The sequence below is a fragment of the Sphaerisporangium flaviroseum genome (genome assembly GCF_039537005.1).
In the GTDB taxonomy this organism is placed as follows: domain Bacteria; phylum Actinomycetota; class Actinomycetes; order Streptosporangiales; family Streptosporangiaceae; genus Sphaerisporangium; species Sphaerisporangium flaviroseum.
In genome coordinates, this window is the sequence record NZ_BAAAZR010000009.1 from 208,085 (window position 1) to 228,819 (window position 20,735).

General features: G+C 70.7%; 17 protein-coding genes. 11 read left to right on the forward strand and 6 right to left on the reverse strand.

What is annotated here, in order from left to right:
- Positions 1-3: 3 nt before the first annotated feature.
- The 4 genes from ABD810_RS20315 to ABD810_RS20330 are packed head-to-tail and all read left to right on the forward strand — an operon-like array spanning position 4 to position 5,477.
- Complete coding sequence (locus ABD810_RS20315) at positions 4-1,668, forward strand: acyl-CoA dehydrogenase family protein (protein ID WP_344942382.1); 1,665 nt, start codon at positions 4-6, stop codon at positions 1,666-1,668.
- Positions 1,669-1,680: 12 nt separating this feature from the next.
- Positions 1,681-3,393: an acyl-CoA dehydrogenase family protein gene (locus ABD810_RS20320; RefSeq protein ID WP_344942385.1), complete on the forward strand. Its 1,713-nt coding sequence runs from the start codon at positions 1,681-1,683 to the stop codon at positions 3,391-3,393.
- A 16-nt stretch (positions 3,394-3,409) separates the two neighbouring features.
- Positions 3,410-4,288 (forward strand): alpha/beta hydrolase family protein, encoded by an 879-nt coding sequence (locus ABD810_RS20325; protein ID WP_344942387.1) that lies wholly within the window; start codon positions 3,410-3,412, stop codon positions 4,286-4,288.
- Between the two features lie 7 nt (positions 4,289-4,295).
- Positions 4,296-5,477 (forward strand): class I SAM-dependent methyltransferase, encoded by a 1,182-nt coding sequence (locus tag ABD810_RS20330; RefSeq protein ID WP_344942391.1) that lies wholly within the window; start codon positions 4,296-4,298, stop codon positions 5,475-5,477.
- Between the two features lie 388 nt (positions 5,478-5,865).
- On the opposite strand, the gene ABD810_RS20335 is transcribed toward ABD810_RS20330, so the two are convergent.
- From ABD810_RS20335 to ABD810_RS20355, 5 genes are all read right to left on the reverse strand, one after another.
- Positions 5,866-6,312 carry an Hsp20/alpha crystallin family protein gene (locus ABD810_RS20335; RefSeq protein ID WP_344942394.1) on the reverse strand — a complete coding sequence of 149 codons (447 nt, stop codon included), beginning with the start codon at positions 6,310-6,312 and terminating at the stop codon, positions 5,866-5,868.
- A 272-nt stretch (positions 6,313-6,584) separates the two neighbouring features.
- Entirely contained in the window at positions 6,585-6,947 is a 363-nt protein-coding gene (locus ABD810_RS20340) for an STAS domain-containing protein (RefSeq protein ID WP_344942397.1), read from the reverse strand.
- Positions 6,948-7,240: 293 nt separating this feature from the next.
- Entirely contained in the window at positions 7,241-8,320 is a 1,080-nt protein-coding gene (locus tag ABD810_RS20345; protein ID WP_344942400.1) for a LacI family DNA-binding transcriptional regulator, read from the reverse strand.
- Positions 8,317-9,495, reverse strand: coding sequence for an MFS transporter (locus ABD810_RS20350; RefSeq protein ID WP_344942403.1), 1,179 nt, complete (start codon positions 9,493-9,495; stop codon positions 8,317-8,319). The genes ABD810_RS20345 and ABD810_RS20350 overlap by 4 nt, the downstream gene beginning before the upstream one ends.
- Positions 9,492-10,463: an ABC transporter substrate-binding protein gene (locus ABD810_RS20355; protein ID WP_344942406.1), complete on the reverse strand. Its 972-nt coding sequence runs from the start codon at positions 10,461-10,463 to the stop codon at positions 9,492-9,494. The genes ABD810_RS20350 and ABD810_RS20355 overlap by 4 nt, the downstream gene beginning before the upstream one ends.
- A 228-nt stretch (positions 10,464-10,691) precedes the next feature.
- Between ABD810_RS20355 and ABD810_RS20360 the strand changes: the two genes are divergently transcribed.
- The 4 genes from ABD810_RS20360 to ABD810_RS20375 all read left to right on the forward strand — a co-directional run bounded on the left by ABD810_RS20360 (position 10,692) and on the right by ABD810_RS20375 (position 15,426).
- A complete protein-coding gene (locus tag ABD810_RS20360) occupies positions 10,692-11,888 on the forward strand; it encodes an amino acid ABC transporter substrate-binding protein (protein WP_344942409.1) in 1,197 nt (398 codons plus the stop codon).
- Between the two features lie 70 nt (positions 11,889-11,958).
- Positions 11,959-12,837 (forward strand): branched-chain amino acid ABC transporter permease, encoded by an 879-nt coding sequence (locus tag ABD810_RS20365; RefSeq protein WP_344942413.1) that lies wholly within the window; start codon positions 11,959-11,961, stop codon positions 12,835-12,837.
- Positions 12,834-14,699: a branched-chain amino acid ABC transporter ATP-binding protein/permease gene (locus tag ABD810_RS20370; protein WP_344942416.1), complete on the forward strand. Its 1,866-nt coding sequence runs from the start codon at positions 12,834-12,836 to the stop codon at positions 14,697-14,699. Before ABD810_RS20365 ends, ABD810_RS20370 begins: the two co-directional genes overlap by 4 nt.
- A 10-nt stretch (positions 14,700-14,709) precedes the next feature.
- Positions 14,710-15,426: an ABC transporter ATP-binding protein gene (locus tag ABD810_RS20375; RefSeq protein ID WP_344942703.1), complete on the forward strand. Its 717-nt coding sequence runs from the start codon at positions 14,710-14,712 to the stop codon at positions 15,424-15,426.
- Between the two features lie 67 nt (positions 15,427-15,493).
- Here ABD810_RS20375 and ABD810_RS20380 read toward each other — a convergent pair whose 3' ends face one another.
- Positions 15,494-17,062 (reverse strand): phytoene desaturase family protein, encoded by a 1,569-nt coding sequence (locus tag ABD810_RS20380; protein ID WP_344942419.1) that lies wholly within the window; start codon positions 17,060-17,062, stop codon positions 15,494-15,496.
- A gap of 104 nt (positions 17,063-17,166) precedes the next feature.
- On the opposite strand from ABD810_RS20380, the gene ABD810_RS20385 reads away from it, so the two are divergent.
- The 3 genes from ABD810_RS20385 (at position 17,167) to ABD810_RS20395 (ending at position 20,538) form a co-directional block, all read left to right on the forward strand.
- On the forward strand, positions 17,167-18,225 hold the full coding sequence (locus tag ABD810_RS20385) for an alpha/beta hydrolase family protein (RefSeq protein ID WP_344942422.1): 1,059 nt from the start codon (positions 17,167-17,169) through the stop codon (positions 18,223-18,225).
- Between the two features lie 103 nt (positions 18,226-18,328).
- Positions 18,329-19,297: an NAD(P)-dependent oxidoreductase gene (locus tag ABD810_RS20390; protein ID WP_344942425.1), complete on the forward strand. Its 969-nt coding sequence runs from the start codon at positions 18,329-18,331 to the stop codon at positions 19,295-19,297.
- Entirely contained in the window at positions 19,294-20,538 is a 1,245-nt protein-coding gene (locus ABD810_RS20395) for a M24 family metallopeptidase (protein ID WP_344942428.1), read from the forward strand. Before ABD810_RS20390 ends, ABD810_RS20395 begins: the two co-directional genes overlap by 4 nt.
- The last annotated feature ends 197 nt before the right edge of the window (positions 20,539-20,735 follow it).

Here is a 20,735-nt window from a genome sequence, read left to right on the forward strand (position 1 = left end):
CCTATGAGCACCTTCCCGACCGCCTGCGAGCTGGAGGCGAGCCTGGGGGACCCGCTATCGCCCACCGGGCCGCTCACCTACGGCAACGCCATGGCCGGCGACAACGCCGAACGCTGGCCGCACGGCTCCCTGTCCCGGCTGCGCGGGTGGGGCTACCCGGCCCACCTGGTGCCCGAGGCGCTCGGCGGCCGGCTGACCTCCCTGGAGGAACTGCTGGCTCTCGGCCGCGTGGTGGCACGCCGCGACCCGACCGTGGCGGTGATCGCCAGCTCCCCCTGGGCGTCGGGGACGCCGGTCTGGCTCGCGGGAACGCCTGCCCAGCAGCGCGACCTGGCGGAGGCGGTCCTGCGCGGGCAGTGGGTCTCGCTGGCGCTCACCGAGCTCGACACCGGGGCCGACCTGCTGTCGAACGAGCTCACCGCGCGGCGCGTCCCGGGCGGGTTCGTACTCGACGGCGCCAAGTGGCTGATCAACAACGTGCGGGTGGCCCGGTTCGTGTGCCTGCTGGTACGCGAGCCACAGCTGGCGGGGCTGCGCTCTCTCACCATGCTCCTGGTGGACCTGGAGCGGCTGCCGCCAGATGGCTACGAGCTGCTCCCCAGGATCCACACGCACGGGATCCGCGGCGCGGACATCGCCGGGATCCGGTTCCGGGACGCGTTCGTGCCGGACAGCGCGCTCCTCGGCCGGCCAGGCAGAGGCCTCGATCTCACCATCCGCTCGCTGGTCATGATCCGCACCCTGGTACCCGGGCTCAGCCTCGGCGCCCTCGACACCGGGCTGGCCTGCGCCTTCGACTTCCTGCGACAGCCCCGTCCCTCCCACGGGCCGCCCACCGCCGGCCCATTCGTACGGGAGGAGCTGGCGGCGGCCTACCTCGACCTGCGCGTCGCCGAGACGGTCGCCACGTGCTGCGTGCGCATCCTGCAGCACCTGCCGGCCCTCGCGCCCGTGGCGTCGGCGGTCGCCAAGTACCTCGTGCCGCACCTCGCCGAGTCGCGGCTGCGCAGCCTCGGCTCCGTGCTCGGCGCACGCTACCTGTTACGCCAGGACCACTGGTCCGGCGTCTTCGAGAAGCTCATCCGGGACACCCGCCTGTTCAGCCTCTTCGACGGCAGCGAGCCGGTCGTGCTCAGCGCCCTGGCCGCGCAGGTGTCCTGCCTGTCGGAGCCGGACGTCGATCCACGCGCGGTGGACGCGGTGTTCCGCCCCGGCTTCGTCCCGCCACCGTTCCCCGCGGGACTCGACGCGCTGGGGACCGCGAGCGACATCGATCCGGTCACCGCCGGCCTGGACGAGGTCTGTACGGAGCTGCGGCGGCGAGCCGGCGGCGACCACGCGCTCGTCCGTGCCGCGGAACTGCTCCACCACGAGGGCGGCGAGCTGCGCAGGGACGCGTGCCAGGCCGTCGACCCGCGCTCCGAGGCCGGCCAGCAGGTGGGGGAGCGGTACGCCCGGGTCTTCGCCGCGGTCTGCGTGGCCCGATCGTGCCTGGAGGCGGGGACGGACGCCTTCACCGCCGGCCCACTCCACTGGACGGCCCCCGCGCTGAACGCGCTGCTGCGCCCCGACGCCCGCATGCCGCGCGCCACGGCCGAAGAGCTGTTCGAAGAGCTCACCAGGCAGTACGCGCCGGACCCGGCGCTGTCGATGGCACGGCGGGGATGAGGGGAGCGAGCCATGAAGGAACCGATCGGAGAGGCCATGGCGACGGCCGCCCTCCTCGACCAGGCGCTCGGAGACCCCCTGGACGAGCAGAGCGCCGCGTCGTTCAGCGCCGGCGTCACCACCGACCGAGAGGGCCGGTTCCCCCAGCATCTGTGCAGCGCGGCGTTCGAGTGGGGACTGGCCGAATACCTGATCCCGGCGGGGTCCGGCGGCGGTCTTCGCTCCCTGGAGCAGTGCCTCGCGCTGTTCCGGGTGCTGGCGCGACGCGATGTGACGGCGGCGACGGCGATCGCGGCGAGCTTCCTCGCGAGCCTGCCGGTCTGGCTGGAGGGAACGCCCGGCCAGCGGCGAGCCGTCGCCGGACTGCTGCGAGGGCACCGGTTCCTGGCGTTCGCGATCGGCGGGGACGACCACGGCGCGGACATCCTCACCGGGACGGACGCCGCCCGCGGCACGGGGCACGCCTGGAGCCTCCACGGCAGCACACCCCTCATCGACAACGGGGGACACGCCGCGGCGGCGACCGTCCTGGCGCGCACCGGGAACGGCGGCGACCTCACGACGTTCCTCCTGACGCCCTCCTCCGGGAGCGGCGGGCACTGGGGATCGCTGCCCAAGCACGAGACCCATGGCCTGCGCGCGACGGCGCTGAGCCACCTCACCCTGTCCGGGTTCCCCGCCGGTGACGCCGAGGTCGTCGGCAGGCCGGGGCAGGCCCTGGACACGGTCCTGCACACGCTGCCGGTCGCCAGGATGCTGGTCGCGGGCCTCGCCCTCGGAGGGCTGGACACCTGCCTGCGGGCGGTGGTGTCGTTCGCGCGCTCCCGGCGGCTGTACGGCCGGGCGATCATGGAGCTGGAGCCCGTCGCCTGCCGCCTGGTGGACGTCTACACGGACCTGCTCATCGCCGAGGCCGTCTCGCACGAGCTGTGCCGGACGGCGCGCATGAGTCCCCACCGGTTCCCGCTCATGTCCGCGTGCGTCAAGGAACTGGTACCACGGCTGGCCACGGACGGTGTCGAGTCCCTCGCGATCGTGCTCGGCGCCCGGGCCTACTGCTCGACCGAGCACTGGCACGGCATCGTCGAGAAGATGCGCCGTGACTGCGCCGTCGTGACCGTCCTCCTCGACGAGGACCGGCTACCGGCGCCGGGTGCGACCCGTGCGGCCACCGAGCTGGGCGCCCTTCCCCCGGACCCGTTCGCCCCGTCACCGCCCGAGCCGGCGTGGACGGGCCGGCTCCCGGCAGGAGCCGAGGCCGGCCTGTCCGCCGACGACGACGCCGGCCAATCCGGCGTGGCCGTGGCCGCCCGGCTTCTCCGCGACGAGGGCGCGCCGGAGCCGTACGGACGGCGGCTCCTGGAGCTCCTGGGCCGATTCGAGGAGATGGCGGCGCAGGCGGACGAGGTCGCGCTGGCGGCCGGAGAGCCGGACTGGCACCGCGGCGGCGACGCGCACGACCTGGCCGAGCGGCACGCACACCTCCACGCCGCCGAGGCCTGCGCCTGGACGTGGGTGCGCCGGAGGCGGGAGCCGGCGGAGGAGTTCCACGCCTCCGGGGCGTGGCTGGTGCTGTGCCTCCAGCGGCTGGCCAGGCTCATGGGAGCGCACCGGCCGCAGGACGACGCCGGGTCCGGCGACCTTCGCCGGGCCGCGATGGCCAGGCTGGAGCGCGCCTACGACGAGCGGCACCTCTTCTCCGACATCGAGGTTCCCCTGACATGACTCGCGGAGGACAGATATGACCATGACCCACCAGCGGCGAGCGCCGGAGCGCATGACGGTCGCCTTCTCCGACGGCGGCTCCACCGGCCTCGTCGTCTTCCGGGGCGGCGAAGCGGACGCCCCGGTCGTGCTCTGCCTGCCGGCCATGGGCGTGCGTGCGGGCTACTACGCCGCGGTCGGAGCCGAGCTCGCCGAGCGCGGGTTCACCGCGGTGCTGGCCGACCTGCGCGGCAACGGCGGCAGTTCGGTCCGCCCGTCGCGAGCCACCACCTTCGGCTACGTCGAGATGCTGGAGACGGAGCTCCCGGAGATCCTCGAAGCGGTGCGACGCGAGTTCGGGGTCGAGCAGGTCGCCGTGCTCGGGCACAGCCTCGGCGGTCACCTGGGCGTGATGCTCGCCGCGACGTCCCCCCACGTGAGCCACATCGTCCTGGTCGCCACCGGGACGAGCTGGTACCGCCGGGTGGCCGGGATCCGGTCGATGGGCAGGTTCCTCGGGTTGCAGCTCATCTTCGCCACGACGTTGCTGCACGGCTACCTGCCCGACTGGCTGCCCTTCGCCGGCAAGGAGGCCCGGGGGGTCATCCGCGACTGGGGGCACGACGCCATGACCGGGCGGTATCGAATCGCCCGCAGTTCGGTGGACTACGAGCGGGCACTGGCCGAGTCCACGGTGCCGGCGCTGTTCGTCGTCCTCCCCGAAGACCGCTACGTCCCCGAGTCCTGCTCGGAGCATCTCGCCGCCAAACTGCGGTCGGCCGAGGTCGCGTGGACCGAGATCCCACCCGAGCACTTCGGGCTGGAGAAGACCCACCACTTCCGCTGGGCACACCGGCCGGGCGCGCTCGTGGACGCCACGGTGCAGTGGCTCGAATCGACTACACGGAGGGCCTGAAACAGCCATGATCGAGACAATCACACGCGCCGACATCGCGGCGATCGACATCAGCGACATCTGCACCCCCGAGTACACGGTGCAGCTCGAACGCATCCGGCACGAGGCGGCGCTCGTGCTGTCGCGGATCGCCATGCGGCACCTGTTCGCCACCGGCGAGGCCACCCACGATCCGGACGCGCCCCCGCCCTCGACCGGCTCGGAGCGTCAGCCGTTCTTCTTCCGCAAGCGCCTCATCGAGTACCTCGCCGACCGCGGCGACCTGATCCGCGAGGGCAACATCTACCGGCCCACGGACATGCTGGTGAGACGCGCCGAGACCCCTGAGGAGACCTACCTCGCCGAGGTGGCGGGATCGTCCCCGGACTCGCCGACCATGCGCGCGCTCCGCGCGATCGAGCTGATCGTCGAGGGCGTCCTCCAGGGACGCGACGGTCTCGCCCTCATGGAGGAGAAGATCGGCGTCGAGGAGACCTGGCGCATCTGGCAGTACCTCATGGTGGACGTGGCCCCCAAGCAGACCTGCAACAGCCTCGTCGCCCGAGTCCTCGACGAGCGCCTGCGCTCCGGTGAGCCCACCGTGGTCTTCGAAGGAGGGGCCGGGGTCGGCGCCACCCTGCGGGCGGCCCTGCGGATCGACGGTTTCCGCCGGCGCGCCAGGGCGATCGAGCACTACGGATTCACCGACATCAGCCGTGATCTGATGCGCAGCGCCAAGGAGATGCTGCGTCAGGAGGCGCCCGAGCTGCTGGCCGTGACCTCCTTCGACCGGGTCGACCTCGACGAGCTGGACGCCTACGACGACGTGCCGTACCTGCGGAACGGCTCCGCGGACCTGATCATCCTGGAGAACGTGCTGCACGACGTCGAGAACCTCCGTGAGGTGCTGGTCTCCTGCCACCGCATCCTCAAGCCCGGGGGATGGCTGGTCTTCACCTCCGGCAACCGCACGCGGCCGGGGCTGTTCTTCCCCTGTGAGGTCTTCCAGACGAGCCTGCACAGCTACAATCGCGCGGTGCTCGACCCGCCGCGCCGGGTCAACGTGGGCTACCTGACCCAGGAAGAGTGGGCCCTGTCCCTGAAGGACGCGGGGTTCGGCCAGTTCCGGGTCCTGCCGGATCCGGTCGACCCGGAGCGGTGGCCGTTCGGCGGCTTCGTCGCGGAGCGCCCGTCCACGGGGCTGGTCTGACGCCTGAGCTCGCCGCGGGCGGGACGTCACGCAGGTCGCGTGTGGCCAGGGACGCGATCCCGGCGAGGGCGCACGCGGCCGCGGAGGCGGCGATCAGGGTCTGCGGATGCCGGAGGATCTTCGGGTAAGTGGGGGACACAAAGGTCCGGTGCCGCCGGGGCGGCACCGGACCATCGCTCGCTCGGAGTCAGACCACCATCACCAGGTCACTTTCCTGTGGCGGGACCCTGGAGTGGCGGGTCGCTCTGCTGTGGCCGGGACCCCTGGTGCTCTGACCCGGGGTTCCGCGCGGCTTCAGGTCCACTCTTGGGACGGGACTCCCGGGAGTGGCGGGTCACTCGCCTGCGGTCGGGGCTCCGCGTGGCGCGGTCACCTACTTATGGCCGGCTCACGCACGGATCGCCTTGGCGTCGCCGCCGCGCTGGATCTCGACCTTGCGCGGCTTGGCCCTCTCGACCACCGGGATGCGGATCTGGAGCACCCCGTTGTGGTAGCCGGCGTCGACGTGCTCGCTGTCGAGATGCTCGGAGAGGTAGACGCGGCGGGTGAAGGTGCCCATGACGCGCTCGCGTACGAACAGCCGGTCGTCCTCCGTGAGCTCCTCTTCGCGGCGGGCGCTGACCGACAGCACGCCTCGGTCGATGGTGATCTCGATCGAATCGGGGTCGATGCCGGGTAGGTCGAAGCGCAGGACCACGTCGTCCTTGCGGCGGATGCCGTCGAGCGGCATCACTCCGTTGCCGCTTCCCTCTCCTCTGTTGAGGGCGCCGCGGGTCAGACGGTCAAAGTGGCGCTCGACCTCCTGGACGAAGGGATCGATCGACGTCAACAGCATCTCCGGAACCTCCTCGCTAGTCGAAGTTGAGGAAACCTCTAAGCTCAGCTGTAGATTAGCGCTATCTCCGAATGCATGCAAGCCCGAAGCGGAATGAGAACGTGCGGTGGTCTCGGCGGCGGTGTGCGGCGGGATGTTGGGGTGGGGGGGCGAGTCGAGGCCCATTCTCGCCGGTCGTCCCCAGTGCGATTCTTGCCCTCGGCCCCGGCTGACCTCGCCGCTCACCCGGTCCACACTCCTCGACCGTCTTTCAGGTCCGGGCGACGTGGGTCTCAGTGGTAGGCGGGCGTCAGGTCGTCGGCGTCGTGCCGGAGGTCCGGGCCGTGGGTCCGGAGCTCGTCGTATAGCCGGGTCACTTCGATCACGCGGGCCAGGGCGCCGTGCACGCCGCTCAGCCGGAGGGAGCCGCCGGCGCTCTCGGCCGCGGCCCGGCCCTCCAGGAGCGCGTCGAGGCCGGTCAGATCGCAGAACCCCAGGGACGACGTGTCCACCACAAGGGTCGTGCGCCCGCTGCGGAGTTGCTCGGTGAGGGCTTTGCCGAGAAGGCCGACGGTGGCGAGGTCGAGTTCACCCGCCAGCTTCAGCACTGTGGCCGGCGGACGGTGTGACACAGAAATCCTGAACTGAACTGCCATCTGTGTGCCTTCGTCGTGTTTGGGCTCTATGTCTGATTCACGCTACCCTCCGGTGTCTCTCTGATCAGTAATGCCGGGACGTGATGACGGCCGTGGTACGACCCGCTGTGCCACGACGGTTCCACGTCACAGGCAAGGCGGGCAAAGTCCCCGCCCGGCGGGAGGTCCGCCGGCGAAAGCGCGCACCCCGGTGGAGAACCGGGGGATGAACGCTTCATTCCACGCGACGAGCTGAACCGGTTACCTACATTCCCAGTACAGCACTGAAAACGGAGGTCCGCCTTCTAGGCCCGTCAGGGGCGGCGGGGAGCGGTGGAGCCGCGGACGACCAGGGAGACCGCCAGCAGGACCGAGCGGGGGTGCCGTTCCGGCTCCTCGACGCAGTCGAGGAGCATGCGCGCGGCCTCGGCCCCGACGTCGTGGTGCGGCACGCCCACGGTCGTCAGCGGCGGGCTCAGCTTGTCGAGGAAGGGCATGTCGTTGAATCCGACGACGCTGACGTCCGCGGGACAGGAGATGCCTCGTTCCGCGAAGACGTCGTAGCAGCCGAGCGCGATGAGGTCGTTGCCGGCGACGACCGCGGTGAAGTCGCTCCCTCGCCCGAGGAGCTCCCGCATCGCGCCGGCGCCGTCCTCCTCGTTCCAGCGGGCGCACTCGACGACGAGGGACGGATCGTCCTCCAGCGCGTGATCGCGGATGGCGTGCCGGAAGGCCCTCGATCGGGCGACGCCGGTGGAGGTGCTCTGCGGGCCGGCGAGATGGGCGATCCGCGTGTGGCCCAGGTCGGCCAGGTGCTTCACGGCGAGGGAGATGCCGGTGGCGTCGTCGGCGGTGACGGTCGGGACGTCGAGGTTCTCCACGCGGCGGTTGACGAAGACCATCATGACGCCCTGCTCGTGCAGTTTGCGCAGCAGAGGGTGGTCCAGCCGCGCGGTGGCGATGATGAGCCCTTCCACCTGACGTGACCGCAGCGAGTCGATCTGCGCCTGCTCACGCTTGGGGTCGTTGTCGGTGTTGACGATCCAGGCGCTGTAGCCGCTCGCCTCCAGCACCTCCTCGATGCCGCGGACGATCGGCGGGAAGAGCGGGTTGGTGAGATCGGGGAGCACCAGCCCCACGGTGCGCGACCGGGAGGTCTTCAGGCTTCGCGCGATGGGGTTCGGCTGGTATCCCAGCGTCTCGGCGGCCTTCATCACGCGCCGCGCGGTCTCGGCACTGACGAGGCGCCGCGTCTTCGGGTTCAGCGCCCGCGAGGCGGTGGCGGCGTGGACGCCGGCCGCCTCGGCGACGTCACGCAGTGTGGAGGGCGGCTGTGCCGAGGCACGCCGGACTTCCCTGGTGGGCTGGAGCGCGGCAGTCTGGTCGGGTTTCATCGACCGGGCTCTCCTTCGGGTCGGATCCATCGCATGCGTGCCACGGTGGCGACCAGGCCGAGTGGGATCGCCACCGCCGTTGCCCAGCCGAAGATCTCAGCGTATCTATTCGCCTCCGCGAGTCCCCCGACAAGCAGGGCGGCCACGGCGCTTCCAAGGAACATCGCTCCGGCGAAGCCGGACACGACCGTCGCCCGCGCGGCCGGCAGCACCTCGGTCGCCCATGTCTGCAGCGATGAGTGCATCGAGGCCCACGCGACCCCGAGGAGGCCGGCCGACGCCACCACCACGCCGGGTGAACGCGAGAGGGCGGCGAGCACGCACGCCCCCGCGGCCGCGACGGCGCCGAGCGCGATGAGCCACGAGGTGTGCATGTGGTGCGACATCGCGCCCACCATGCGGGCGCACCCCAGCACGACGACGCCGTACACGGCGGTGACCGCGCCGGCGACCGTCGCGCTCGCCCCGGAGGCCTCGACGGCCGGAGGGAGCAGCGTCAGCACGCCGAGCAGCAACCCGCCCTCGACGAAGGCCAGCGCCAGGACCAGCCTGGTCGGCTTCGAGCGGACGACGGCCGCCAGCGGAGCGAGCAGCGTGCCGTGTGCCCGTACGCGCGGCGGCTGGGGAAGCCCGCGCAGCGCGATGGCGAGCGCCAGCGCGGCCAGGCCGGTCAGGACGAACGCGATCCGCCAGCTGGCGAACTGGGCCAGCGCCCCGGCGCCCACCGAGGCGAGCGCGGTTCCGAGCGCGACCCCGGCCATGAGGTTGGTGACCTCGCGCTGCCGCCGGTGGGCGGCGACCGTGTCGCCCAGGTAGATGAGGCTCGCGGGGATCGCCGCGCTGAAACACGCTCCGGTCAGGCCGCGTGCCACGCCGAGGGCGAGCGCCGTGCTGGAGAACGCCGCCACCGTGGTGCACACCGCGGAGAGCGACAGCGCGATGCGCATCGTCCTGACCAGGCCGGCGCGATCGGAGATCATGCCCCACAGCGGCTGCGTGAGCCCGTAGGCCAGGAAGTAGGCGCCGGCCGCCGTCACGATGTCCGAGAGCGGCACGTTCAGCTCGTGGGCCATCGCGATCAGCATCGGCGGCATCGCGAACCGGTCGAGGGTGCTGACGAACGCCGTGATCTGCAGGAGCCGGGGGGACCGTTCGGTGGGAGAGGGTGGGGTCATGCCCGGGTCGCCGTCGGCGGGTCGACGAGGCCGCGCGACGGGTCGAGCGCGGTGGCGAGCGGGTCGGGACCGTCGGCTGGCGCCGGGGTGTACCTCCGCCTGAGGCCGACTATCGTTCGCATCGCCTCCAGGTCGGCCGTCCCGCCGGCGACCAAGCCCTCCTCGGGATCCTTCAGCCGTTCGACGTACCTGGCCGCCAGCGCGTCCGGCAGTTTGAGCGCGGTGGCCGCCTCCTCCGCCGCGACCTCGTCGGCCTTCCCGGCCAGGATGGCGTCGGCCGCCTCGCGGAGGGCGTCGGCGAGCGCGTCGGCCAGCGGCCGCCGGCGATCGCCGACCGTGGCGAGGACCGTTCCGAGGTAGGGGCTGCACACGTCGACCAGCCGGGCGAGCCGCACCGAGCCGGCGTCCTCCGCTCGCAGTTCGTTGCCGGCGTTGAGCATCGTGGCGTCGCACCGGCCGGCGAGCAGCGCCTCGAGCCGGCGGGGCGTGGAACCGAGGGCGACGACGTGGTAGTCGCCACGGTCGAGGCCGAGGGACTCGAGCAGCGCGTACAACCCGAACGCGAACCCGGACCCGGCCACGTCGACTCCGACGGTCGCGCCCCTCAGGGCGTCCGCCGAGGCGATGCCGGGCCGGGCGTACAGGCCGAGCCCGAGCCCCCGGTCGATCGCCGCGACGATCCGCGCGTCCGCGGTCTCGCCCAGGGGATTGTCCGGTGCGAAGCGGTAGGCCACCACGTTGTCCGGGCTGGTCAGCGCCGCGTCGAGGTCACCGTCGATCAGCGCGCGGAACTGTGCGGGGGAGGAGGGCACGGGCTCCTCGCTCACCCGCAGGTCTCGCTCGTCGAGAAGTCCTAGACGCCGGCTCACACGCAGGAGTACCGACGGGCTGAAGGCGCCGACGACGAGTTGCTGGGTCACGGTTCGCAGCTCCTGTTCCTTCACGACGACGCTGGGCAGGCTGGCCACAGAATAGCCGCACTCGTTTGCATAAAAGGGTCTCAACCCCTGCGCACCCCTTGACATTAACAGGATCGCAACTTCATGCTGCTGGCCAGCGCAATCGTTTGCGGTTAGTGCGTAGCGGCAAACGCTAACAGAGGAGGGCTCATGACCGCTTCCTTCCGAGGGGGGCCTGCTTCCCACGGCGAGGCCGCACCCACGGTTCCACGTCGGCGCGGTCGAGGCCGGAGCGCCGTGGCGGTGGCCGTGGCGGCGGTCATGGCCCTCGCGGCCTGCGGGCAGCGGCCGTCGGAGTCGGCCGCGACCGACACCAAGAAGCCCATCGTCGTCGGCGTCTCCCTTCCGCTCACCGGAGACTTCGCCCAGCCCGGCGGTGAGGCCAAGCGCGGCTACGAGGTGTGGCGCGACATGGTCAACGCGAAGGGCGGCATCCTGGGCAGGCAGGTCGAGCTCAAGATCACCGATGACGCCAGCAACCAGGACACCGTCGTCGCCGACTACACCAAGCTGATCACGCAGGACAAGGTCGACCTGCTTCTCGGCACGTTCTCCTCGCTGCTCAACTACCCGGCCTCGGCCGTGGCGGAGAAGAACGGAATGGTGTTCGTCGAGCCGGCCGGCGGTGCGCCCAAGATGTTCGAGCGCGACTTCAAGTACCTCTTCTTCGCGCAGCCGGCGACCGCGCCGCACCAGGCCGACGTCTTCGTCGACTGGATCAAGTCGCTGCCCGAGGCGGACCGTCCCAAGACGGCGGCGTATCCGAGCCAGGACGACCCGTTCGCCCAGCCCGTCATCGAGTCGATGCGGAAGCAGCTCGAGGCCCTTGGCGTGCAGACGGTCTACAGCTCGCTGTACCCTGCCGACACGACCAACTTCCAGACCGTCGCGAGCACCCTGGCCAGCAAGAAGCCCGACCTCATCGCACAGGGCGCGGTGTTCGAGGACGGTGTCGGACTTGTCCGCGGTCTGAAGCAGCTCAACTACTCGCCGAAGATCCTGTTCCAGACCTCGGCGCCCAGCAACGCCGGCCAGTACAGCGACGGCGTCGGCATGGCGAACACCGAGGGGGTCTTCTACACGGTGAGCTGGAACGAGAAGGCGACGACCCCGCTCAACGGCGACTTCGTCGCGGCGTACAACAAGGCCTACAACGCGGCCCCCGCCGAGGACGCGGCCGACGCGTTCGCGGCCGCGCAGGTGCTGCAGTCCGCGACCGAGCACGTCGGGGCCATCGACCAGGACAAGATCCGCGACTGGTTGCACGCCAACACGGTGGAGACGATCCTCGGACCGCTGAGCTGGGAGGCGACCGGCGAGCCGAAGGGCGAGTTCCTGCTCGCCCAGTGGCAGTCCGGAAAGGTCGAGGTGGTGGGCCCCGCGGAAGTGGCGACGACGAAGAACGTCGTCTATCCCAAGCCTGGCTGGAAGTAGCCGTCGACAAGGGGGACGCCGCCGGCGGACCGGCGGCGTCCTCAGGCGGCCGACGAGGAGAGCTCTCGAGATGACAGAACTGGTACAGGCGATCATTCTCGGTCTGCTGATCGGCGGGGTGTACGCGCTGATGGCGTCCGGGCTCACCCTGATCTTCGGGGTCATGCAGATCATCAACATCGCGCAGGGCGCGTTCCTGGTCCTGGTGGCCATGCTCACCTGGTGGCTCTGGCGCGAGACGGGCATCGACCCGATCGTCGCCTCACTGGTCACCACACCACTCATGTTCGGTTTCGGCTGGGTGGTCTACCGACTGCTGATCTCGCGCATCCGCGGCTCGTCCGCGTCGATGTCGGTCCTGCTGACCTTCGGGTTCGCGCTGGTCGTCGAGGGCGTGCTCAACGTCGTCGCCGGCAACAAGTTCAGGTCGGCCGGCCCGTCGTACTTCGAGGAGTCCTACCGGATCGGCGAGATCTCGCTGCCCAAGACGCAGGTGTTCGGCTTCCTCGCCGCCGTCCTGGTGCTCGCGGTGCTGTTCTTCGTGCTGACCCGGACCTGGACCGGCCGCGCGATCCGCGCCGCCACGCAGAACCCCTCGGGGGCCGCCCTCGTCGGAGTCGGCGCGACCAGCACCGCGGCGCTCGCCTTCGCGATCGGCAGTGCCACGACGGGCGTCGGCGGATCCATCCTCTCGGTGCTCTACCCCTTCTTCCCGGCCTCCCACTACGACTGGATCTCGCGGCTGCTCGGGATCGTCGTGCTCGGAGGGATGGGCAGCCTGCCCGGCGCCCTGATCGGCGCGGGCATCCTCGGCCTGGCAGAGACGCTGACCGCGACCTACGGGTCCCTGGGCTGGTCGACGCTGGTCTTCTACATCGTGATCATGGCCGTCCTGCTGGTACGTCCCCAGGGCCTCTTCGGCGCCAAGCTGCGTGAGGACGCCGTATGAAGGCACTGCGGGCCGTACCCCGCGCGCACCTGATCGCCGGTCTGTGCCTGGTGGCGCTTCTGGTGTACCCGATCATCAACCCCTGGCAGCCCTACCCGCAGGCGGTCATGCTGCTCGGGTTCCTGCTGGCGGTCCAGGCGTCGAGCTGGAACATCATCTCCGGCTACGCCGGCTACATCTCGCTCGGCCACAGCATGTTCCTCGGTCTCGGCTCCTACACCGTCGGCATCATCGCCGTGCGGTCGGGGATCAACCCGCTGTGGCTGGCGCCGCTGGGCGGGGTGACCGCCGTGGTGATCGCGGTGCTGATCGGCTCGGTCGTCCTGCGGACCCGTGGCCACGCCTTCGTCATCATCACGATCGCCATGCTGCTGGCCGCGCAGATCTTCGCGGTCAACTTCAAAGGCTTCACCCAGGGCTCCGACGGCATCACCCTGGAGCTTCCCTTCTGGAGCCGCGACTTCCAGAACATCCCCTTCTACTACCTGTTCCTCGGGCTGCTGGTGCTGACGGTGCTGTTCAGCGCCTGGCTGAGGCGGACCAAGTTCGGCACGGGGCTGGTCGCGATCAGGGAGGACGAGGGCAAGGCCGCCTCGATCGGCGTCAACACCACACGCTTCAAGATCGTGGCGTACGCCGCCAGCGCCTTCTTCATCGGGGTGGCGGGCGGCATCTACTCCTACTACCTGACCTTCATCAACCCCATCGGATCGTTCACCATCCTCGGGAGCGTGACGATCGTGCTGGCCACCCTGGCGGGCGGCCGGGGCACGCTGTACGGCCCGGTCGTCGGGGCCTTCATCGTCCAGTTGCTCGGCGAGGCCGCCACGGTCTACGGCGGTGGCAGCCAGTCGCGCGTGCTCATGTTCGGCCTCGCCCTCATGATCGTGGTGCTGTTCGTGCCGCGGGGGCTGCTGCCGACCATCCAGGGATGGTGGCGCAGGCGCCATCCCGTGCAGGTGGAGTACACCGACCAGGCCGGCGCGCTCGGCCGTGGGCTGGTGACGGCGCACGACCGGGCGCTCGCCGAGGTGAGCGCCGTCAACGCCGCGGACGCGGTGGCGCAGGGCGAGATCCTGCTGGACGTGCGCGGAGTGTCGAAGCGGTTCGGCGGTCTCACCGCCGTCGACGACGCGAGCCTGACGGTCCGCAAGGGCAGCATCACGGCGCTGATCGGGCCGAACGGGTCGGGGAAGACCACGCTGTTCAACCTCATCACCGGCGGGATGGCCCCGGACTCGGGCGAGATCTGGTTCGAGGGCAGGCGGATCGACACGATGAGGCCCTGGGAGCGAGGGCACCTCGGTCTCGGGCGCACCTACCAGGTCACCCGCCTGTTCAAGGACATGACGGTCCAGCAGAACGTGGTCGCCCCCCTTCCCAACTCGCGGTGGCGGACCATGTTCTCCGACTCGGTGAGCGGGCACGAGGCGGCACGGGCGCGGGAGTTGCTCGACATCGTCGGGCTCGGGAGCTTCGCGAACCAGCCGGCGGGCGCGCTGTCGTACGGGCAGCAGAAGCTGGTGGAGCTGGCCCAGGTACTGATGCTCCAGCCCAAGCTGATCCTGCTCGACGAACCGGCCGGTGGTGTGAACCCCAGCCTGCTCGGGCGGCTCACCGAGGTGATCCGCGAGCTCAACAGGAGCGGGGTGACGTTCCTGGTGGTCGAGCACAACATTCCCCTGGTACTGGAGCTGTGCGACCCTGTCGTCGTGTTCTCCCGCGGCGCGTCGATCGCCGAGGGCCCGCCCGGGACGATCCGGGAGGATCCCGTGGTGCTCGACGCCTACCTCGGTGACGACTGGCGACCGGCGGACGACCCGGCCGGCCAGGGGACCTCGACACGAGAGGCGGTGCAGTGACGTGCTGTCCATGAAGGGGGTCGTCGCCGGGTACGGCGGCGGCAACGTCCTCCAGGGCGTCGACCTGGAGTGCGCCGAGCGGACGGTCACCTGCATCGTCGGCCCCAACGGCGCCGGGAAGTCCACCGTGCTGCGCGTCATCAGCGGGCTGCTCAAGCCCACCCAGGGCGAGATCTCCATGAACGGGGAGCCGATCGGCGGCCACGAACCCGGCGACGTCCTGCGCAAGGGGATCACCCAGGTCCCGCAGTCGCACGCGCTGTTCCCCACCATGTCGGTGCACGAGAACGTCCTGATGGGCGGTTACCTGATCCGCAAGGATCGCCGGCTGCTGCGGGAACGGCTCGACATGGTCAAGGATCGCGTGCCGATCGTGGCCGAGCGGGCGCACGACAGCGCGGGAAACCTCAGCGGCGGCCAGCGCCGGATGGTGGAGATCGCCCGCTGCCTCATGCTCGATCCCAAGGTCATCCTGCTCGACGAGCCGTCGCTGGGGCTCGACCCGCGCAGCCTCGCCGGAGTCGCCGGCCTGATCCAGGGACTCAACCAGGCCGGTACCACGGTGCTCCTGGTCGAGCAGAACGTACGGCTGGGCCTCGGACTGGCCACGCACGGCGTGGTGATGGAAGGCGGGAAGGTCCGGCTCACCGGTACGGCCGCCAAGGTCAGGGACCACCCGGAGATCGCGTCGCTGTACCTCGGCGGCACGAGCGCGTCCGCTCCCTAGGGGGGTGTGCCGGTGCCCAAGGGGTGAGAGGCCGGCCCGTCGCGGGCCGGCCTGCCCCAAAGGGGTGTCAGACCGGCCCCATGACCCTCGCCGGGTCGATCCCGAGGTCGGTGAGCACCGTGCGGGCGGCGTTGCGTCCGGGGCGGCCCGACACCGAGCCGCCGGGATGGGTGGTGGCGCCGGTCAGGAACAGGCCCGGGATCGAGGAGCGGTACGACGGCCAGCCGGGCACCACCTCGCCGGCCGGCGTGAGGAACTCGCCGCCGTGGCAGGAGCCCCCGATGTTGTGCGCGTTGTGGGCGGCCACGTCGACCGGCGACTCGGCCCGCAGCGCGAGGATGTTCTCCGGCTCCAGCCCGTCGGCTCGCGAACGGACCACCTCGAGCAGGGCGTCGGCGTACTCCTGCTTGCCGTCCTCCCAGGACCGGCCGTCCGCCCGTTCGTACGGCGCGATGGTGAGGATCTTGAACGTCGCACCGCCCCCGGGGACCCGGCTCGGATCGGCCACGGTCTGGTCGACCATGAGCAGCCACGGGTCGGTGGCGTCGGGCTCCCCCCGGTGGAAGGCCGCCAGCTGGCGGGCGATGCCCGCCGTGCCGCCCAGCCCGCCGGCGGTGCTCCGCATCGGCCCCTTGCTCGTGTGGAAGCCGAGGTTGTGCCGGAGCGCGGCGTGGACGGCGAAGACGCTGAGACCCGGCCGCCAGGTGTCGCGGGCCTCGGCGAGGTCGGAGGGGACCTCGATGCCGCTGAGCATGCCGGCGACCCGCGCCAGGTGCGCGCTGGACACCACGGCGTGGCGTGCCGCCACCCGCCGGCCGTCGGCGGTCCGTACGGCGGCGGCCCTCCCGCCCTCGACGTCGATGGAGGAGACCGGCGCCGAGCAGCGCACACCGCCTCCATGGGACCCGATCTGCCGGATCAGCGCCTCAGGCAGCGCGCCCGAACCTCCGACCGGGGTCGTCCAGCCGAAGTTGATCCGGCCCGCGGCGATGGACGAGGGCAGGATCCCGGTGCCCGGCCGGAAGGGGTCCTGGATGGTCGCCAGTGCCAGCCACAGCATGAACGAGCGGATGACCGGGTCGGCGAAGCGCTCGGAGACCACCTCCCAGGCGCTGCGCGCCCGAAGGGCCTGGTACCTCCGCACCGCGTCGCCGTCGCCCAGCGGCAGATTGGAGCTCCATCTACCGTGGACGGCGGCGAGCCCGTCCGACCACTCGCCGATCAGGCCGCGGAAGGACTCCGCGTCGGCCGTCGACCAGCGGGCGATCTCGTCGGCGGTCCCGCCGAGGTCGCGGTGCATGACCAGCGCGTCGCCGCCGGGCTGGGGGAGCACGACCGCGGGATCGGTCATCAGGTACTCCAGCCCGTGCCCGGCCAGCAGGCCGAGTTCGTCGTCCCTGATCAGCGGATTCGACTGGATCAGCACATGCGCGCTCGAACAGGAGTCGTGCGCGAACCCGGGCAGCGTGAGCTCCTCGGTGACGGTGTTCCCGCCCGGGATTTCCCCGGCCTCCAGGACGAGCACCTCCAGCCCTGCGGCGGCGAGGTATCCGGCGCACACGAGGCCGTTGTGCCCGGCTCCGATGACGACGACGTCCACCGCGCCCGGCAGGTCCTCAAGTCGCTCCTCGCCCATCGTCGCCTCCACCTTCGTGCCGCCCGATCGGTTCGGGTCTTGACAGTCGCTTCACAATGGACGAGACCGCACTCGTTTGCAAGCACGAAAGCTGGTGGTCCGAAATGGACGATCGAGTCGCTTCGGCCGTCGCGCACTGGGCACCCCGTTTCACCACGAACGGCGTGACCGTCTCCGACTTCGAAAGGGTGACCAGCGGGCTCGAGCGCTGGGCCGACTGGTGCTCGTCCTGGTCCTCGGTCGCCTCGGAGCACGAAGCGCTCGGACGGGAGGCCCTGGCCGGCGAGCACTTCCTGTCGGCCGGGCAGCACCTGTCCCGGGCCGCGGTCTACCACCACTTCGCGAAGTTCGTCTTCGTGGAGGACCTGGACCAGATGCGGGAGGCGCACCGCCGCGCGGTGGCGTGCCTCAACGACGCGCTGCCGCACCTGTCCCCGGCCGGCCGCCGCATCGAGATCCCCTTCGAGGGTGCCAGGCTCGTGGGCGTGCTGAGGACCCCCGCCGGTCCCGGGCCGCATCCGGCGGTCCTGATGCTGTCGGGGCTGGACTCCACCAAGGAGGAACTGCGTTCCACCGAGGAGACCTTCCTCCAGCGCGGGCTCGCCACCTTCAGCGTCGACGGCCCGGGGCAGGGCGAGGCCGAGTACGACCTGCCGATTCGAGGAGACTGGTCCGCGCCCGGCCACGCGATGCTCGACGCCCTCGCCGCCGAGCCGGACATCGACGAGTCCAGGGTCGCCGTCTGGGGAGTGAGCCTGGGCGGGTACTACGCGCCGAGGGTCGCCGCGGCGGTGGGGGACCGGGTCAGGGCCTGCGTGGCCCTGGCGGGGCCGTACGACTTCGGGGAATGCTGGGACGGGCTACCCGACCTCACCAGGCAGACGTTCCAGGTCAGGTCGGGCGCAGGCTCCGATGCCGAGGCCCGGCGCATCGCCGGGACGCTCGACCTGGACGGGCACGCCAAGGAGATCCGGGCGCCGCTGCTGATCGTGTTCGGGCGCAAGGACCGGCTCATCCCGTGGCGGCAGGCGGAGCGGCTCTCGGCGACGGCCGGTGGCGAGGTCGAACTGCTGATGCTCGAACAGGGCAACCACGGCTGCGCCAACGTCGCGCCGTGGCACCGTCCCCGCACCGCCGACTGGGTCGCGGAAAGGCTCCGCTGACGTCGAGGCGGGGCCGGGGCGGTGGTCCGTGAGCGGTCTCATATTGACAGGCGTGTGATCAGCTCATAATTTGTGCAGCAAACGATTGCAGAGGCGGAACCAGATGACTGATTCGACTACGCACGCTTCCGGCCCACGGGTCGGTTGGATCGGAACCGGCCGCATGGGCGTCGCGATGGCGCGACGGATCGCCAAGGCCGGCGTAGAACTCACCGCCTGGAACCGCACCCTCTCCAAGGCCGAACCCCTCAAGCAGCACGGCGCCTCGGTGTGCGGCTCGATCGCCGACCTGCGGGGGAAGGACGTCGTCTTCACGATGGTCTCCACGCCGGCCGACCTCGAGCAGGTGCTGCTCGGAGAGGGCGGGCTGCTCGCCGATCCGGAGCACGTGCCCGCGGTGGTCGTCGACTGCTCCACGGTGTCCACCGAATCGTCGGCCGCGATCCGCCGGGCGTGCGAGGAACTGGGCGTCGGCTTCCTCGCCGCGCCGGTCAGCGGCAACGGGAAGGTCGTCAGGGCGGGCGGCCTCAGCCTCGTGGTCTCCGGGCCGCGCGAGACCTACGACGGGGTGGCGCACCTGCTGGATCACCTCGGCAAGTCGGTTACCTACGTCGGGGAGGGGGACGCCGCCCGCCTTGTGAAGATCGCCCACAACCTGATGCTCGGCGTGGTGACCCAGTCGCTGGCCGAGATCACCGTGCTGGTCGAGAAGGGCGGCGTCTCGCGGCACGCGTTCCTGGAGTTCCTCAACAACAGCGTCATGGGCTCGACGTTCACCCGCTACAAATCGCCGGCCTTCGTGAACCTCGACTACTCCCCGACGTTCACTCCCATCCTGCTGCGCAAGGACTTCGACCTCGGCCTCGCCGCGGCCCGCCGGCTGGACGTGCCCATGCCGGTCACCGCCCTCACCGCGCAGCTCGTCCAGGCCAGCGTCGGAAGCGGCCGGGTCGACGAGGACTTCTCGATCCTGCTCGACCTGCAGGCCGCCGCCTCGGGGATCGAGCTCAAGCCCGAGAACGTCAAGGTCGACGACGGCCTCGGCGCCGCCGACGCGAAAGACGGGTCATGACGTCCGCGGCTCCGCTCCCCGCACCGGGGCACATGGGGGTCGACTACGAGCAGCGCGTCGACTTCGGCCGGCTCCGCGACTACCGGCTCGGCAGGGCACGCGCCTCGCTGGAGGCCAGCGAGTGCGGCGCCTTCCTGCTCTTCGACTTCTACAACATCCGTTACACCACCCAGACGTGGATCGGAGGGGCCCTCGGCGACAAGATGACGAGGTACGCCCTGCTCACCCGAGGCGGTGAGCCGATGCTCTGGGACTTCGGGTCGGCGGCGCGGCACCACCGGCTGTTCAGCCCGTGGCTCGACCCGGCCAACTGCCACGCCGGCATGCTCGGCATGCGCGGGGCCATCGCGCCGACGGCCGGGCTCATGGAGAGCGCGGTCCGTCAGATCAAGGGGCTCCTTGAGGACGCCGGCGTGGCGCACCTCCCCGTGGGCGTGGACATCGTCGAGCCGCCGTTCCTGTTCGAGATGCAGCGCCAGGGCCTGAAGGTGGTCGACGCGCAGCAGCTCATGCTGGACGCCCGGCTGATCAAGTCGTCCGACGAGATCATGCTGCTCACCCAGGCCGCGGCGATGGTCGACGGCGTCTACCAGGACATCGTCGAGGTGCTCAAGCCCGGGATCCGCGAGAACGAGATCGTCGCGCTGGCGAACAAGCGGCTCTATGAGATGGGCTCCGACCAGGTGGAGGCCATCAACGCGGTGAGCGGCGAGCGGTGCAACCCGCACCCGCACAACTTCTCCGACCGGTTGATCCGCCCGGGCGATCAGGCGTTCTTCGACGTCATCCATTCCTTCAACGGGTACCGCACCTGCTACTACCGGACGTTCAGCGTGGGCAGCGCGACACCGAGCCAGCGGGACGCGTACACAAAAGCGCGCGAGTGGATGGACGCGTCGATCAACATGGTCAAGGCCGGTGTGGGCACCGACGAGGTGGCCGCCGTGTGGCCCGCCGCGACCGAGTTCGGGTTCGAGAACGAGATGGCCGCGTTCGGTCTCCAGTTCGGCCACGGCCTCGGGCTCGGCCTGCACGAGCGGCCGATCATCTCAAGGCTCAACAGCATGCGCGAGCCGATCGAGCTCAAGACCGGGATGGTGTTCGCGCTGGAGACCTACTGCCCGGCCGACGACGGCTTCTCGGCGGCCCGCATCGAGGAGGAGATCGTCGTGACCGACAAGGGCCCGCGCATCCTCACCTTGTTCCCCGCCCAGGATCTGGTCGTCGCCAACCCGTACTGAGCCGTGTAACCGAAAGGCGTTCCCCATGGGAGACAAGACCCAGGCAATCGTGAGCGACCTGCTCACCGACCTCTACATCGGGGGGAAGGCCGTTCCCGCCTCGGACGGGGGGCGCTTCGACGTGCTCGACCCCGCCACGGGCGAGGTGGTCGCCTCGACGGCCGACGGCACCGTCGAGGACGCGATCGCGGCCGTCG